This is a genomic window from Caballeronia fortuita (genome assembly GCF_001544835.2).
Taxonomy (GTDB): Bacteria; Pseudomonadota; Gammaproteobacteria; order Burkholderiales; family Burkholderiaceae; genus Caballeronia; species Caballeronia fortuita.
The window spans coordinates 153,260-165,986 of the sequence record NZ_FCNX02000008.1 but is presented as its reverse complement, the minus strand read 5'-3'; the positions used below and the strand labels follow the sequence as shown (position 1 = coordinate 165,986).

Here is a 12,727-nt window from a genome sequence, read left to right as displayed (position 1 = left end):
ACGGCGCGCTTGCTCAGCGATCGCGCCGGTTCGTGACATGCGCCGGAACCGGCCGGCGCTCGATGACGGGAAGGCGCGGCACGGGCCGTTCCGCGCTTTTCGCACGCGCGGCCTTCGCTGCCTTGCGATCGGCCCAGAAACGTGCGAGCGCGAGCAGGCTGACGATGGCGATGCCGTCGGCGATGAGTCCGAGAATCCAGTGCGACGGATAGCGCCCGAGCCCGAGCACGCCCATCGCGCGCAATGCCGAATCCAGCACGAGCGACACGCACGTGCCCGCGATGAAGCACACGAGTCCTTGTTGCCCGATCGTCACGATGCCCGGCAGCTTGCGCGCGAGCTTGCCGACCCAGCCCGCATACACGCCCCGCGCCACGATCCACGCGATCGCCGCGAAGCTGACGATGCGCAGTGTCGCCAGATTCTGCTTCAGGTATCCCGGCGGCGCCTGGGTTTCGAGGAACAGCTTGAAGAAAGCGAAAGTCAGCGCGACGGCGATCGCGCCCGCGGTCAGCCAGCGCGCGAGCTTGCCGGCGTGGAATTCGCCGCTGATCGGCTGCACGCGCGCGAGCACGCCGGTCACGAACATGAGTTGCCACGCGAACGGGTTGAACGACCACGCTTCGGCGTAGCTGCCTGGCAGGAAGCGCAAGAGCGGCATCGCCGCGAGCCACACGAGCAGGCTGCCGAATATCGCGACGACGGGCCGTTTCTGCGCAAGCGGCACGATCACCGGCACGGCGAGCGCGAACACGGAGTACATCGGCAAGACGGCGGAGAGATACGGCTGCTGGCGCAGCAGCGCGATATCGACGGCGAGACCGAACGGCCGCGTGAGGAAATTGGGCCATTCGGTGTACTGGACCATCGGCGTATCGATTTTGAGCGCCATCAGAAGCGCACCACCGATCAGCATCAGGAACGCCGTGAACAGATACGCGCGATAAATCTCCCAGCTGCGTTTGAAAAAGCGTCGGCGGGCGGCTGAATCGCTACGGCGAGTCGCAAGCGCCGTATAAGCCGCCGCCGACGCATAACCTCCGAGAAACACGAATACTTCCGCGGAATCGCAAAACGCATATTGATGCAGCGTAACGCGCGACAGGACGCTTCCCGTTATATGGTCCACCGCGATAATGAGCAGCACGATTCCTCGAAAGAAATCGACTTCGAGAGAACGTGTCGTCGGGGAAGTCATCTGGCGAATGCTCCACGAACCTGCGGTTTTGGCGCGGTGCCGGCCGGCTCGCGCACACACGGGGTTTGTACCTAGTCTAGAAAGAAAATTCCCTTAATCAACGAGTATTTAAATTAACACTCGATGGCAGTCGGCAAGCTGGCGGCAAAATGACTTTTTTGTCCGCTTTCCAGTAAATATGCCGCTGCCTATACTCGACGCACGTTCGACAAAAAAACGACTGGCGGAAACTTGTTCCGCGAATCTTCGGGAGGCCGGAAATGCGTATTCATCTGCAGAGCGCTCATCTCGTCGCAATCATCGGCATCGCGTTATTGACGGCCTTGCTGCTTGCAGTCAGATTCCGGCCCGCGACATGGCGCGGCGTCGTGTTCGAAGCGGTCATCGCGAACGTTGGCGCGTTCCTCGCCGTGCTTGCCTTCGAGATGCTCACGGCGTGACGCTGCGGCGAGTATCGAATCGGCAAAAAAATTTCAAGCCGGTTGAACTTTCTCCCATGCGCGCGCTCTGAGCAGGTATTGCTGTGCGTGCGGCTTCAGACAAGCCGCCCGGACGGCTCTCTTCTCCTCTCCGCTCCTGCGTATATCGGGAGCGTTTCCTGGGCGCCCGGCGAAAGCCTCGCGCCTGTTCTTTTTTCTGCTGCCCGATTCTTCCGCTTCGCAGTTGCGCGCGCACGATAGCGCCAATGAAAAAGCCAGAATCTCGCGATCCTGGCTTCTGGCTTTTCCGAACTCACGCGCGAGCGCAGCAGACACGCCGCCGCGCATGCACGCGTGTTGTTACGTCTGCGGAATTTCGATCTTTACTTCCAGCACTTCGAGATCGTCCTGACGTTCGAGGCTGACTCGAATATCGTCGTCGGAAATTTTCACGTACTTCGAAATCACGGCAACCAGTTCCCGTTGCAACGCCGGCAGATAATCGGCGGCGGCTTTGCCACCCGCGCGCTCGTGCGCAATGATCAGCTGCAAGCGTTCCTTCGCGACCGTAGCGGACTTCTTCTTTTCGCCCAGCAAAAACGAAAGAATCGACATTGCGTCCCCTTACTTGGTGCCGAAGATGCGTTGCAGCAAACCGGGCTTCTGGTAATCGGTGAAGCGCAGCGTCTTTTCCTCGCCGAGGAAACGCGACACCACGTCCTTGTACGATTCGGCGACATCCGTGCCGTCCAGATACACCGCCGGCAGACCTTGATTCGATGCATGCAGCACCGCTTCCGATTCCGGAATCACGCCGATAAGATCGATGCGGAGAATCTCCTGAATATCGGACAGCGACAGCATCTCGCCCTCGCTCACGCGCTTCGGGTTGTAGCGCGTGATGAGCAGATGTTCCTTGACCGGCTCCTTGCCTTCGATCGCGCGCTTGGTCTTCGACGACAGAATCCCGAGAATGCGGTCCGAGTCGCGCACGGACGACACTTCCGGATTCGTCACGATGAGCGCTTCGTCGGCGAAGTGCATCGCCATCAGCGCGCCGGATTCGATCCCCGCCGGCGAATCGCAGACGATGTACTCGAAGTCCATCTTGATGAGCTCGTTGATGACCTTCTCGACACCTTCGAGCGTGAGCGCGTCTTTATCGCGCGTCTGCGAGGCCGGCAGGATGTACAGCTCTTCGCACTTCTTGTCCTTGATGAGCGCCTGATGCAGGTTCGCTTCGCCCTGAATGACGTTGATGAGGTCGTACACCACGCGGCGTTCGCAACCCATGATGAGGTCGAGATTGCGCAGACCGACGTCGAAGTCGATCACGGCCGTCTTATGGCCGCGCAATGCGAGCGCCGATGCGAAGCTCGCGCTGGTGGTCGTCTTGCCGACGCCGCCCTTTCCCGAAGTCACCACAATGATTTTTGCCATACAAGTACCTTGTGTTCGTCAATAGGTCCGCTCGCGTTGCCTTCGAGCGCGCGCCGGGGCATCGGGCGCGCGTGTTGGTGCGACTCGTCAGGTCAGCCGCAGCGGTTCGATCATGAGTTTTTCTTCGTTCAGCCAGATCTGCACCGGCTTGCTGAGCACGTCGGCCGGCAGCGGGTTCTCGGTCGTCCGATAGATACCCGCGATGGAGATGAGTTCCGGCTCGAGACAGGTGCAGAAGATGCGCGCGTCGAGATTGCCATGCACGCCCGCGAGCGCGCGGCCTCGCAACGGCGCATAGATATGGATATTGCCTTCCGCGATCACCTCGGCCCCGTACGACACGAGCCCGAGCACGACGAGATCGCCCTTCGCGTAGACCTGCTGCCCTGAGCGCAACGGACGATCGATGATGGTCGCGGGCGCCGGCGGCGCGGGCGGCGGCGGCGTGTTCGCGACCGCGGCTTCGATCACGGCGGCGGCTTCGGTGTTGGGCTTCGCTTCATCGACCGATGGCTTGGGCGCGCCGCGCCGGTCGCGTGCTTCGAGAATCGGCAGGCCGCCCGCGTTCGCCCATTGAATCGCCCACGTCTGCGCGGGCAGCGCGACGATGCCGATGGGGCGCATACGCACGTCTCTAAGCACCTTCTCCAGTTCGGGCAGCGAGACGCGCTCGCCTTCAGCGAGACGGCGCACGTCGATCGCGACGACATCGCCTGCGAAGAATTCGGGAGTCGCTTCGAAGCGCCGCGTGAGTTCGTTGCGCAGGGCATCGAGGTCGGGAGTCTTGACGACGAAGAGAAGCGTGTCGACGGAGCCGCTGCGCAGTTCGAAGAAGGGCGTTTTGTTGAGCGACATAGGAACGGCCAAAAATTTTGCGTATTTTACAGGCGTTGTCGCACACGGCCATAATTTTTAGGGCCGATTTCAGCGAGCGGAAACGGAAAGTGCGCATGACGCGCGCGCAGGACGAAAGCGCGCGTGAAGATGAACGCCGCAGCCGATGCGCGTCAGGCGTCTTCGTCGGGATGGATGTGACGCACGAAGAGCGACTCGGCTTCTTGTTCGTGCGACGGCATCGCGCGGCGATCGCCCGTGGGACCGAAACCGAGGCGCTCGTAGAAGCGCACCGCGGTACGGTTCTCCTCGGATATCCACGCGTGCACTTCGGAGACGCCCTGCTGTGCGAGCCACTGCGACGCGACGTTCACGAGCAGTTCGCCGCCGCGCAGATGACGCACGGCCGGCGCGACCCACAACGCGTTCACGAAGGCGCGCCCGTTCGGCGCCTCTTCGATGTACGCGTGCACGAGACCGCAGGAGTGACCTTCCGTGTAGAGCAGAAATGTCGCGAGCCGGGGCGACGTGGCGTGCAACGCCGCGGTGTCGTCGAAGGACGACGGGTCGACGAGCAGCGTGTCCTCCAGCGTTTCGCCGAATGCGTACGGCGCTTCGCGCAGCGACGCCGTGCGAAGCTCGCGCAGAACCGAACCTTGATGCGCGGCGATGCGGCTGACGGTCAATGAGGGACTCATGCGTGCGCTCATGCAGACTATTTCTCTCTGGCTTGCAGGCTCTTGCGCGTGCGGCTCTGTCGGCCGGTGCGGCGCTTGGGGCCACTGGCATAGCTTCAACCGAACGGGCGAACCCGTCAATTCCTAAATCCCGGAAAGTGCTTTACAACGCACACGGCACGCGCACGCGCGCTCACGGCTCGGCGTAGCTGCCGATGCCGTCCGGCCACGCCGTCAGCACTTCGAAGCCATCGTCGGTGACGGCGATCATATGTTCCCATTGCGCCGACAGCGAGCGGTCCTTCGTCGTCACCGTCCAGCCGTCTCGCGACTGCTGCGTGGCGGCGCGGCCCGCGTTGATCATCGGCTCGATCGTGAAGACGAGTCCCGGCTTCAGGCGCAGGCCCGCGCCGCGCTGGCCATAATGCAGCACCTGCGGATCTTCGTGATAGACGCGGCCGATGCCGTGGCCGCAATACTCGCGCACCACCGAAAAGCCTTCGCGGTGCGCGACGCCCATGATCGCGAAGCCGACGTCGCCTAGCGTCGCGCCCGGACGCACTTCGCGGATGCCGGCGACCATCGCTTCGTAGGTCGTCTCGGTCAGACGGCGCGCCTGCTCGCTCGGCGTCCCGGCGTAGTACATGCGGCTCGTATCGCCGTAGTAGCCGTCCTTGATGATGGCGACGTCGATGTTGATGATGTCGCCGTCCTTCAATTCCTTCGGCCCGGGAATGCCGTGACACACGACATGATTCACCGACGTGCAGACGGTCTTTGGAAAGCCCATGTACCCGACATTCGCGGGGACGGCCTTCAGTTCGTCGACGATGAAGCGATTGCAGATGGCGTCGAGTTCGTCGGTGGTGACGCCCGGGCGGACGTGTTCGCCGATCATCGCGAGGACTTCGGCGGCCATGCGGCCGGAGATGCGCAACTTTTCGAGGTCGGCGGGTGTCTTGAGCGTGATGGCCATTGAGCAATGCGAATGGGTTCGTGCCGCCTCGCGCACGCGTTTTCGCCGGGATTCTAAGCGCTCGGCGCGCGAGGACAATGGGCCCGATGATAGCACTCCCGCGCAGGGTCTCCGCTTGGAAAGCCGCATGGGCACTGCATTTCGCGGCTTCGCACGCGTGGCTGCGCGCGCGCCGCGATGGTTCTTCGCCCTTGTGATGAAGGCGCGTTTATGTTTTAGTGGCCCGTTTTTGAACTTGCCGGAGCGCCATGAACTTGCATCGATGTGCCCTGTTTTACGCTGTGGTCGCGGGTGTCGCGACGCTTGCCGCCTGCGGCTCGACGAGCGATCCCGAGTTGCGCGCGTCGAAGCCAGTGATTCATGTGTCGTCGGCGCGGGCGGCGTCGGATATATCGAGTTGCCTGCAGCGCATGATTCCGTCGGCGCAGGCTAGACGCGATCAGGGATCGACGGAGTTGCTGGTCGGATCGAACGCCTGGCTCGTGACGCTCACGCCTTCGGCTTATGGATCGATCGTGAAGGTGCAGCAGTCATCGAACGACGATGGCGGCGTGCCGGAGCCGGAACTGCGCTTCGATATCGCGCGGTGCACGACTTGAGAATGTGCCCCTCTTCCGCTTCGTCTCACTGAAGCGGAAGCGCAAAAAAGGAAGCTCAAATGCAAAACCCCGCAAGTCTCGCGACTTGCGGGGTTTTTATGTTTTGGCGGAGAGGGTGGGATTCGAACCCACGGTACGGGAAAACCGTACGCCTGATTTCGAGTCAGGTACATTCGACCACTCTGCCACCTCTCCGTCTACCCTTGCGGGTCCTCGTCGGCTGGTCGGTGCTCAACGAAGAACGAAAGTATATCGAACCCTTTCGTGCTTTCCAAGCCCCTTTTTGAAAATAAACGTCACGCCGATGCGGAAACTTCGATTTTTTCCGCGCCGCGCATATACGGACGCAGCACCGCCGGAATCGTCACCGAGCCGTCCGCATTCTGGAAGTTTTCCAGCACCGCGACGAGCGTGCGACCGACCGCCAGACCCGAGCCATTGAGCGTATGCACGAACTCCGGCTTGCCCTGCGCGTTGCGAAACCGCGCCTGCATGCGGCGCGCCTGGAACGCCTCGGTGTTCGAGCAGCTCGAGATCTCGCGGTACGTGTTCTGCGCCGGCAGCCACACTTCGAGATCGAACGTCTTCGCCGCCGAAAAGCCCATGTCGCCCGTGCACAGCGTAATCACGCGGTACGGCAGTTCCAGCTTCTGCAGGATTGTCTCCGCCTGGCCGACCATCTCGTCGAGCGCGGCATACGAGTGTTCCGGCGACACGATCTGAACCATCTCGACCTTATCGAACTGATGCTGGCGGATCAGGCCGCGTGTATCGCGCCCGTACGAGCCCGCTTCCGAGCGAAAGCACGGCGAATGCGCGGTCAGCTTCACCGGCAGCGCGTCGGCTTCGAGGATGCTGTCGCGCACCGTGTTGGTGAGCGAGATTTCCGATGTCGAGATGAGGTACTGCGTGACCGTGTTCTCGTCGCCGCCCTTCTCGACGCGGAACATGTCATCGGCAAATTTGGGCAACTGGCCGGTGCCGTACAGAATCTCCGGATTCACGATGTACGGCGTGTACGCCTCGGTGTAGCCGTGCTGCTCCGTGTGCGTGTCGATCATGAACTGCGCGAGCGCACGATGCAGCCGTGCGATCGGCCCGCGCAGCAGCGTGAAGCGCGCGCCCGAGAGCTTCGCGCCCGTTTCGAAATCAAGACCGAGCGGCGCGCCGACATCGACGTGATCCTTGACCTCGAAGTCGAACGAACGCGGCGCGCCCCAGCGCCGCACTTCGACGTTCTGCGTCTCGTCGTTGCCGACCGGCACGCTCTCGTGCGGCAGGTTCGGCACCGTCAGCATCAGGTCCGACAGACGCTTCTGGATATCGTCGAGCTTCGCGGCCGATTCCTTCATCGTGTCGCCGATGCCGCTCACTTCCGCCATTACCGCCGATGTGTCCTCGCCGCGTCCCTTCATCGCGCCGATCTGCTTCGACAGGCTGTTGCGGCGCGCCTGCAGTTCTTCGGTGCGCGTCTGGATCTCGCGGCGCTCGGCTTCGAGCGCGGCGAAGGCGGCGACGTCGAGCGTATAGCCTCGATCGGCGAGACGTTTCGCGACGCCGTCCAGGTCTTTGCGGAGGGTTTGGATGTCGAGCATGGCGGGGGCTGCTTTATTAAGTAATCGGAAACGCCGATTTTAGCGCACGGTCATCGCGGGCCGGGCGGGAACGGCGAAACGCCGCCGGTCCGCGCGTGAAACGAACACCGGCGCTTTCAGCGCTTCTTATCGTCGCGATGCTCGCGCCGCCACGCATCGTCGAGCTCGGCAAGCCGCGCGAGCTTCTCGCCGATCTTGCCCTCGAGCCCGCGCGGCGTCGGCTTGTACCAGGTCGGATCGCGCATGCCGTCGGGCAAGTAGGTTTCGCCGGCGGCATAGGCATCAGGCTCGTCGTGCGCATAGCGATATTCGTGGCCGTAGCCGAGTTCCTTCATCAGCTTGGTCGGCGCGTTGCGCAGATGCACGGGCACGCCGCGCGACTGATCCTTGCCCACGAAGCGCCGCGCTTCGTTGTACGCGTTGTAACCGGCGTTCGATTTCGGCGCGACCGCCAGATAGATGAGCGCCTGCGCGAGTGCCAGTTCGCCTTCCGGCGAGCCGAGCCGTTCGTAGGTTTCGGCGGCATCGAGCGTGATGCGCGCGGCGCGCGGATCGGCAAGCCCGATGTCCTCCCACGCCATGCGCACGATGCGCCGCGCCATGTAGCGCGGGTCCGCGCCGCCGTCGAGCATGCGGCAGAACCAGTAGAGCGCGGCGTCCGGATTGCTGCCGCGCACCGATTTGTGCAGCGCGCTGATCTGGTCGTAGAACGCGTCGCCGCCCTTGTCGAAGCGGCGCAGGTTTTCAGCGAGCGCGCTGCCGAGCAAGGCGCCGTCGACATCCGTCTGCTTCTGCTGCGCTGCCGCGCGCGCGACGATTTCGAGGTTGTTCAGGAGCTTGCGCCCGTCGCCGTCGGCGGAACCGATGAGCGCGTCGCGGGCTTCGTCGGTGAACGTGAGGCCGCCGAGCTCCTTCGTCGCGCGTTCGAGCAGTTCCTTGAGTTCATCGGCATCGAGGCTTTTCAGCACGTACACCGCCGCGCGCGACAGCAACGCGCTGTTCACCTCGAACGACGGATTTTCCGTGGTCGCACCGACGAACACGAACAAGCCCGACTCCACATGCGGCAAGAACGCATCCTGCTGGCTCTTGTTGAAGCGATGCACTTCATCGACGAAGACGAGCGTCTGATGTCCGTTCGCGCGATGGATCTGCGCCGTTTCCACCGCCTCGCGGATATCCTTGACACCGGAGAGCACCGCCGAGAGCGAGATGAACTGCGCGTGGAAGGCATCGGCCATGAGGCGCGCGAGCGTGGTCTTGCCGACGCCGGGCGGACCCCAGAGAATCATCGAATGCGCCTCGCCCGATTCGAACGCGACGCGCAGCGGCTTCGCCTGCCCGAGCAGATGCTTCTGGCCGATCACGTCGTCGATGGTGCGGGGGCGCAGGCGTTCCGCGAGCGGAACGATGCCACGATTTTCTTCGAACATGTGCTGTGCGATGCAGGTTGACGCAGTTGGGTGGATCGCGGCGATAATCTCGCGCTTCACGAAGGCGCGGCCGCGGCCGCGGAATCGGATCATTATGACAGCCCGAGGGCCGCGACCCGCGCCGGCCATGCCTGAACAATCCATATAAGGACGCAATCCGATGGGGCAAGAGCACACCACGAACGCCGCAGCGCACGGCGAAACCTCCACTTACGCGCCGCTTACGCCGGTGCCGCCCGAACGGCGCGCATTCGGCACGAGCGATGCCTTCGCGCTCTGGTTCTCGCTCGGCATCGGCCTCCTGGTCGCGCAGGCGGGCGCGCTGCTGGTGCCGGGATTGTCGCTGCCGCACGCGCTCGCGGCGATCGCCATCGGCACGGCGATCGGCGTCGTGCTGCTCGCGCTCGCGGGCGTCGTCGGCACGGATACGGGGCTCGCGGCGATGTCGTCGCTGCGCCCGACGCTCGGCGTGCGCGGCGCCTCGGTGCCCGCGGTGCTCAACGCGATCCAGCTCGTCGGCTGGGGCTCGTTCGAGATCATCGTGATGCGCGATTCCGCCGATGCCCTTGCGAAGCAATCCTTCAATCTCTCGATGCCGCTCGTCTGGACGCTCATCTTCGGCGCGCTCGCCACCGCGCTCGCGGTGAGCGGCCCGCTCTCCTTCGTGCGCCGCTTTCTGCGGACCTGGGGCATCTGGCTGCTGCTCGGCGGCGCGGGCTGGCTCACTTGGAATCTGCTCGCGAAGCACGATCTCGCCGCGTTGATGGCGCGCCCCGGCACCGGCGAGATGGCGTTCGGCGCGGGCATCGATCTCGTCGTCGCGATGCCGCTCTCGTGGCTGCCGCTGATCGCCGATTACACGCGTTTCGGCAGGAGCGCGGGCGGCGCGTTTCGCGGCACGCTGTTCGGCTACGGCATCGCGAACCTGTGGTTCTACGCGCTCGGCGCGATCTACGGGCTCGCGGCGGGCGGCGGCGATGCGCTGCTCACGACCGCGTTCGCGCAGGCGGGCGGCGGGCTCGCGCTGTTCCTGATCCTGATCGACGAAACCGACAACGCCTTCGCCGATATCCATTCCGCCGCCGTATCGACGGGCACGTTCTGGGCGCGCGCCAGCGTGCCGATGCTCTCGTGCGCGTTCGGCGCGCTGTGCACGCTCGTTGCGCTCGTGGTCGAGATGGGCAAGTATCAGAACTTCCTGCTGCTGATCGGCTCGGTGTTCGCGCCGCTCTTCGGTGTCGTGCTGGCCGATCACTTCATCGTGCGCAAGCGCCGCATCGAAGCAGCCGTGCTCGCCGACGTCAACGGGCGCTACGGCTTTTCCGGCGGCTGGCACGTGAGCGCGTTCATCGCGTGGGGCATCGGCATCGCGGCGTACCACGCGATCAATCAATGGCTGCCGAATCTCGGCGCGACGCTGCCCGCACTCGCGCTCGGCGCGGTGTGCTATCTGCTGCTCGTGTCGGGCGGACGCCGCGCTTACGCGTAAGCGTTGCAGCACTATTTCGCCGCGCGATACTCGACGCCCGGCAGCACGCACAGCAGCTCGAACGCGAGGTTCGCGCCAAGCAGCGCGGTCGTGCCGAATGGGTCGTAAGGCGGCGCGACTTCCACCAGATCCGCGCCGACGATGTTCAACCCGCGCGCGCCGCGCACGATTTCCAGCGCCTGCGGCACCGTCAGCCCGGCGATTTCCGGCGTGCCGGTGCCGGGCGCGAACGCGGGATCGATGCCGTCGATATCGAACGTGATGTAGACCGGGCCATCGCCCATCTGCGCGCGCACTTCGTCCATCAACGGCGCGAGCGACTTGTTCCAGCATTCCTCCGTCTGCACGACGCGGAAGCCCTGCTCGCGGCACCAGTCGAAATCGCCGGCTTCGTAGCCCGTGCCGCGCAGTCCGATCTGCACGACGCGCGAGCAATCGAGCAAACCCTCTTCCACCGCGCGGCGAAACGGCGTGCCGTGCGCGATCTTTTCGCCGAACATCGTGTCGTTGACGTCCGCGTGGGCGTCGATATGAATCAGCCCGACCTTGCCGTGCTTCGCGTGAATCGCGCGCAGGATCGGCAGCGCGATGGTGTGATCGCCGCCGAGCGTAAGCGGTTTGCAGCCGTGCTCGAGAATCTCGCGATACGCCCGCTCGATACGGTCGATCGAATCGAGCAGGTTGTACGGATTGATCGCGACATCGCCGATATCCGCGACGCGCAGCGAATCGAACGGCGCGGCGCGCGTTGCCATGTTGTACGGGCGCAGCAGCACGGACTCGCTGCGCACCTGACGCGGGCCGAAGCGCGCGCCCGTGCGGTTCGACGTGCCGAGATCGAACGGCACGCCGACGAAACACGCATCCAGCCCTTGGGCCGATTGAACGTGCGGCAGACGCATCATCGTCGTGATGCCGCCGCAGCGCGGCATCTGGTTGCCCGAAAGCGGCTGGGGGCGCTCGGCGCGCTGTTCGAGGAAATGCGAATCGAAGTGTTCGGCGGGAGCAAACAACGAAGTTGTATTCATGGCGTCAGATGATTTCACGTTGCGATGCGGTCATTAATAGCCGCTTTCCGCCGAAGAAGAAATGGCAATGAAATTAACTTAACATCGATATTCATCGATGTTTGGCGGCGACCATGTTCACTCATCTTTCCGATCTCGACCTGCGCCTGATCCGCGTGTTCCTCGCCATCGTCGATGCCGGCGGCGTCTCGTCCGCGCAGGCCACGCTCAACGTCGGGCAATCGACCATCAGCACGCAGCTCGCGACGCTCGAAACGCGGCTCGGTTATCGGCTGTGCGAACGCGGGCGCGGCGGCTTCGCGCTGACGTCGCGCGGCGAGCAGTTCATCGAGGCGAGCCGTTCCTTGCTCGCGGCCATCGATACGTTCGATGCCACCGCGCGCAACGTCGGCAAGACGCTCGTCGGCACGCTCACGCTCGGGATGATCGGCAATACGCCGGTGAGCGCGAACGCGCGCGTCAGTCAGGCGATCGCGCGTTTCCGGCAGCGCGACGAATCCGTGCGTTTCGCCGTGCTCGTGCGCTCGCCGGGCGAACTCGAAGAGATGCTGCTGGCCGGGCGCATCCAGATGGCGATCGGGTATTTCTGGCATCGCGTGCCGTCGCTCGACTACACCGAAATCTTCGCGGAAGAACAGCTCGCGTATTGCGCGCGTGAGCATCCGCTATTCGCGCGGGCGGGACGCGTCTCCACGGCCCAGGCGTTCGAGCACGACTGGGCGTGGCGCAGCTATCCGCTGCCCGAAGCGGGCGAGCTCACGCCGCGTAACATCGGCGCGGTCGCGGACAACATGGAGGCGGTCGCGATGCTCGTGCTGTCGGGCCGGCATCTCGGCTATCTGCCCGAACACTTCGCCGCGCCGTACGTGAAGGATGGCTTGCTCGCGCCGCTGAATCCGAAAACGATGCGCTATCGCGTCGCGTTCCAGATGGTCACGCGCGCGCAGCGTTCGAGCAGCGCGCGCGGAACGAGGCGGGAAATCGTGGAGGCGTTTCTGGAGGACATGGCCGCGGCGCACGCGGCCATCGAATGAAACGG

13 protein-coding genes and 1 tRNA gene are annotated in these 12,727 nt (G+C 64.0%); 4 read left to right on the top strand and 10 right to left on the bottom strand.

Annotated features, from left to right (window positions below):
- Nucleotides 1-13: 13 nt before the first annotated feature.
- Entirely contained in the window at nucleotides 14-1,198 is a 1,185-nt protein-coding gene (locus tag AWB77_RS16930) for an OpgC domain-containing protein (RefSeq protein WP_061135598.1), read from the bottom strand.
- 260 nt (nucleotides 1,199-1,458) lie between these two features.
- On the opposite strand from AWB77_RS16930, the gene AWB77_RS16925 reads away from it, so the two are divergent.
- Nucleotides 1,459-1,638, top strand: a complete 180-nt coding sequence (locus AWB77_RS16925; protein WP_061135597.1) for a hypothetical protein — start codon at nucleotides 1,459-1,461, stop codon at nucleotides 1,636-1,638.
- A 339-nt stretch (nucleotides 1,639-1,977) separates the two neighbouring features.
- On the opposite strand, the gene minE is transcribed toward AWB77_RS16925, so the two are convergent.
- The 5 genes from minE to map all read right to left on the bottom strand — a co-directional run bounded on the left by minE (nucleotide 1,978) and on the right by map (nucleotide 5,544).
- On the bottom strand, nucleotides 1,978-2,232 hold the full coding sequence (gene minE / locus AWB77_RS16920) for a cell division topological specificity factor MinE (RefSeq protein ID WP_061135596.1): 255 nt from the start codon (nucleotides 2,230-2,232) through the stop codon (nucleotides 1,978-1,980).
- A 9-nt stretch (nucleotides 2,233-2,241) separates the two neighbouring features.
- Nucleotides 2,242-3,057 (bottom strand): septum site-determining protein MinD, encoded by an 816-nt coding sequence (gene minD, locus AWB77_RS16915; protein ID WP_061135595.1) that lies wholly within the window; start codon nucleotides 3,055-3,057, stop codon nucleotides 2,242-2,244.
- A gap of 87 nt (nucleotides 3,058-3,144) precedes the next feature.
- Entirely contained in the window at nucleotides 3,145-3,912 is a 768-nt protein-coding gene (gene minC / locus AWB77_RS16910; protein ID WP_061135594.1) for a septum site-determining protein MinC, read from the bottom strand.
- A 152-nt stretch (nucleotides 3,913-4,064) separates the two neighbouring features.
- Nucleotides 4,065-4,589, bottom strand: a complete 525-nt coding sequence (locus tag AWB77_RS16905) for a GNAT family N-acetyltransferase (RefSeq protein ID WP_061135772.1) — start codon at nucleotides 4,587-4,589, stop codon at nucleotides 4,065-4,067.
- Between the two features lie 172 nt (nucleotides 4,590-4,761).
- Nucleotides 4,762-5,544 (bottom strand): type I methionyl aminopeptidase, encoded by a 783-nt coding sequence (gene map / locus AWB77_RS16900; RefSeq protein WP_061135593.1) that lies wholly within the window; start codon nucleotides 5,542-5,544, stop codon nucleotides 4,762-4,764.
- A gap of 248 nt (nucleotides 5,545-5,792) precedes the next feature.
- On the opposite strand from map, the gene AWB77_RS16895 reads away from it, so the two are divergent.
- A complete protein-coding gene (locus AWB77_RS16895) occupies nucleotides 5,793-6,143 on the top strand; it encodes a hypothetical protein (protein ID WP_061135592.1) in 351 nt (116 codons plus the stop codon).
- Between the two features lie 104 nt (nucleotides 6,144-6,247).
- On the opposite strand, the gene AWB77_RS16890 is transcribed toward AWB77_RS16895, so the two are convergent.
- The 3 genes from AWB77_RS16890 to AWB77_RS16880 form a co-directional block, all read right to left on the bottom strand.
- Nucleotides 6,248-6,338 (bottom strand) — tRNA-Ser (locus tag AWB77_RS16890).
- A gap of 101 nt (nucleotides 6,339-6,439) precedes the next feature.
- A complete protein-coding gene (gene serS / locus AWB77_RS16885) occupies nucleotides 6,440-7,738 on the bottom strand; it encodes a serine--tRNA ligase (protein ID WP_061135591.1) in 1,299 nt (432 codons plus the stop codon).
- Between the two features lie 116 nt (nucleotides 7,739-7,854).
- Nucleotides 7,855-9,171, bottom strand: a complete 1,317-nt coding sequence (locus AWB77_RS16880; RefSeq protein WP_061135590.1) for a replication-associated recombination protein A — start codon at nucleotides 9,169-9,171, stop codon at nucleotides 7,855-7,857.
- A gap of 160 nt (nucleotides 9,172-9,331) precedes the next feature.
- On the opposite strand from AWB77_RS16880, the gene cytX reads away from it, so the two are divergent.
- Entirely contained in the window at nucleotides 9,332-10,660 is a 1,329-nt protein-coding gene (gene cytX, locus AWB77_RS16875; RefSeq protein ID WP_061135589.1) for a putative hydroxymethylpyrimidine transporter CytX, read from the top strand.
- An 11-nt stretch (nucleotides 10,661-10,671) separates the two neighbouring features.
- Here cytX and speB read toward each other — a convergent pair whose 3' ends face one another.
- A complete protein-coding gene (speB, locus tag AWB77_RS16870) occupies nucleotides 10,672-11,688 on the bottom strand; it encodes an agmatinase (protein WP_061135588.1) in 1,017 nt (338 codons plus the stop codon).
- Between the two features lie 113 nt (nucleotides 11,689-11,801).
- On the opposite strand from speB, the gene AWB77_RS16865 reads away from it, so the two are divergent.
- On the top strand, nucleotides 11,802-12,722 hold the full coding sequence (locus AWB77_RS16865; protein ID WP_061135587.1) for a LysR family transcriptional regulator: 921 nt from the start codon (nucleotides 11,802-11,804) through the stop codon (nucleotides 12,720-12,722).
- Nucleotides 12,723-12,727 lie beyond the last annotated feature (5 nt).